The organism is uncultured Amnibacterium sp., assembly GCF_964245895.1.
In the GTDB taxonomy this organism is placed as follows: Bacteria; Actinomycetota; Actinomycetes; order Actinomycetales; family Microbacteriaceae; genus Amnibacterium.
This window is the reverse complement of the sequence record NZ_CAXTOQ010000254.1, coordinates 1-2,664: the sequence shown is the minus strand read 5'-3', so window position 1 is coordinate 2,664 and position 2,664 is coordinate 1. Positions and strand designations below refer to the sequence as shown.

Genomic DNA, 2,664 nt, shown 5'->3' with positions numbered 1-2,664 from the left:
GGGCATCCGCACGTCCATCAGCACGACGTCGGGGCGCTCGCGCTCGACGAGCGCGATCGCCTCCTCCCCGTTCCCCGCCTCCCCGACGACGGTGAGGTCGGGCTGGGAGCGCACGATCATCGAGACCCCGCGCCGGAACATCTGCTGGTCGTCGACCAGCGCGACGCGGATGCCGGTCATCGGGCTCCCTCGGGTCGGAGGATCGGGATCGCAGCGGTCACGCTCGCCGGCAGGAAGGCGCGCACCCGGAACCGGTCGCCGTCCGGGCCGGCCCTGAGGTCGCCCTGCACGGCGCCCGCGCGCTCCCGCATGCCGATCAGGCCGTGCCCGCCGGGGGAGCTCCGCGGCGGCCGGGCCGGGTCGACCGCGTTGACGACCTCCACCTCCAGCCCGTGCGGCGTCCGCACCAGCAGCACGGAGGCGGGGCGCTCGAGGTCGCCGTGGCGCAGCGCGTTCGTCAGCGACTCCTGCACGATCCGGTACGCGGCCAGCTGGGTGGCGGTGCCGAGCGCGCCGAGGTCGTCGTCGCGGGTGACGTCGACGCGCAGCCCGGAGCCCTGGAGCTGCGCGAGCAGCACGTCCAGGTCCGCGAGCCCCGGCTGCACGCTGGTCGTGCCCTCGTACCGCAGCTGCTGCAGCAGCACCCGCACGTCGGCGAGCGCCGCGCGGGACACCGCCCCGATCGTCTCGAGCGCCTCGTCGACCGACTCCGGGTCCGTGCGGCGCAGCAGGCGCGCGCCGTCGGACTGGGCGATCACGACCGCGAGGGAGTGGGCGACGACGTCGTGCATGTCGCGCGCGATCCGGGTGCGCTCCTGCTCGGCGGCGACCTGCTCGCCGGCCTCGTCCGCCTCCTGCCGGTTCCGCCGCGAGCGCTGCGCGGTCGCGACGAGCACGCCGAGGGTCCAGGCGAGCAGCAGCGTGACCGCGGTCAGGGTGCCGACGATCGCGAACGCGTTCACCGCGGACGGCAGATCGCCGATCGATCCGGTGATCGCCCGGACGAACGGGTAGCGCGCGACGAAGACGCCGGCGACGCCCGCGCCGACGAGCGAGGACGTGAACGCCGCCCAGCGGACCCCGCGCGTGCCGTAGGCCGCGCAGCCGTAGACGATCGCGGGGATCGCCGCGTCGTACAGGTTCGGGCTGTCGAGCGCGGACATCTGCGCGATCGCGCCGGCCCAGCCGACGATCAGCGCGAGCGCGGGCGACCAGCGGCGCACGGCCAGCGCCGCGCCGAGCACGACGATCGCGGCGACGGAACCCGGGATCTCGAGCGCGCCGCGCAGGGAGAACAGCCCGAACACCACCACGAAGGCGGCGGCGATCGCGAGATCGACGACCTTCTGCGTCTGCGTGAGGGGACGGAACACGGGGAAAGGGTAGGTGCGTCGCGCGCCGCGGCACCGGCCGGCGTCCCGATCTCAGCCTTCCGGATGAGGCCGTCGGCGAGGATCGACGGCGTGACCCTGGGAACCCTCGCCCTGCCCGACGGCCGATCGCTCGAGACGTGGATCAGCGGCCCGGAGGACGGGCTGCCGTTCGTGTTCCATCACGGCACCCCGGGCGCCGCCCGGCCGAGCCGGGCGATGGAGCGGGCCGTGCACGCGCACGGGCTGCGGTTCGTCGCGCTGTCCCGCCCGGGCTACGCGACCTCGTCGCGCCGTGCCGGGCGGCGGATCGTGGACGTCGTCGACGACACCGACGCGGTGCTCGACTCGATCGGCGCGGACCGGTGCCTCGTCGGCGGCCACTCCGGAGGCGGTCCGCACGCGCTCGCCTGCGCGGCACGCCTCGAGCGGGCGACCGCGGCGCTCGTGATCGCCGGCGTCGCGCCGCACGGCCCGCTGGACCTCGACTTCCTGGCCGGGATGGGCCAGGACAACCTCGACGAGTTCGGTGCCGCCCTCGACGGGGAGATGACGCTGCGCGCGAAACTCGACGCCCAGCGGCCGGGCCTGCTCGAGACGACCGCCTCCGGCATCGTGGAGGCGCTCGGCTCGCTGCTGCCCCCGGTCGACCGGGCCGTGCTGACCGACGAGTACGGTCAGGACCTGGCCGCCTCGTTCGGCGACGCCCTGCGGCGGTCGACGGACGGCTGGCTCGACGACGACCTCGCGTTCGTGTCCGACTGGGGCTTCGCGCTCGAGGAGATCCGGCGGCCCGTCCTGCTCTGGCAGGGCGAGGAGGACCTGATGGTCCCGTTCGCGCACGGGCAGTGGCTCGCCGCGCACGTGCCCGGGGTGACGGCGCACCTGATGCCGGGCGAGGGGCACCTGTCGATCGCGGTGGGCGCGGTCGACCGGATGCTCGACGAGCTGCTCGCCGCCTGAGCCGTCGGCTCCGGCGGCTTCCGTCGGCTCCCGCAGCCGATCGCGATCCGGACCGCTGCCGGAGGCGACAGGATCTGCCGGCGCCGGCGCCGCGGGACGTCCGTCGGTGGCCGGGCGGTCACGACCGACGGCAGCGAGCCCGGATTCAGCGCGCGGCGGGCGCTTCCACCGAGCCGTAGGCGACGGTCTCGACGTAGATGGTCTCGACGTCCGTGCCCTCGATGACCTCGGCCACCCGGTCGCGCCAGTCCGGCCGCACGAGCGGGGCCAGCGCGTCGAGCACGTGGTCCGGGTCGCCCTCGAACTCGAAGACGGCGACCGTCTGCCGCTC

Annotated in this window: 4 protein-coding genes; 1 reads left to right on the top strand and 3 read right to left on the bottom strand. The window is 75.2% G+C overall.

Annotated features, from left to right (window positions below):
* Together ACFE60_RS18670 and ACFE60_RS18665 are read right to left on the bottom strand one after the other, a co-directional pair.
* On the bottom strand, positions 1–180 hold a 180-nt coding region (locus ACFE60_RS18670; protein ID WP_375390347.1), incomplete at its 3' end, for a response regulator transcription factor.
* Complete coding sequence (locus ACFE60_RS18665) at positions 177–1,373, bottom strand: sensor histidine kinase (protein ID WP_375390346.1); 1,197 nt, start codon at positions 1,371–1,373, stop codon at positions 177–179. The genes ACFE60_RS18670 and ACFE60_RS18665, both read right to left, overlap by 4 nt.
* 90 nt (positions 1,374–1,463) lie before the next feature.
* On the opposite strand from ACFE60_RS18665, the gene ACFE60_RS18660 reads away from it, so the two are divergent.
* Complete coding sequence (locus tag ACFE60_RS18660) at positions 1,464–2,333, top strand: alpha/beta fold hydrolase (RefSeq protein WP_375390345.1); 870 nt, start codon at positions 1,464–1,466, stop codon at positions 2,331–2,333.
* A 145-nt stretch (positions 2,334–2,478) separates the two neighbouring features.
* Here the strand turns inward: ACFE60_RS18660 and ACFE60_RS18655 are convergent.
* Positions 2,479–2,664 (bottom strand): hypothetical protein (locus tag ACFE60_RS18655; RefSeq protein WP_375390344.1); only part of this gene is annotated, 186 nt, incomplete at its 5' end.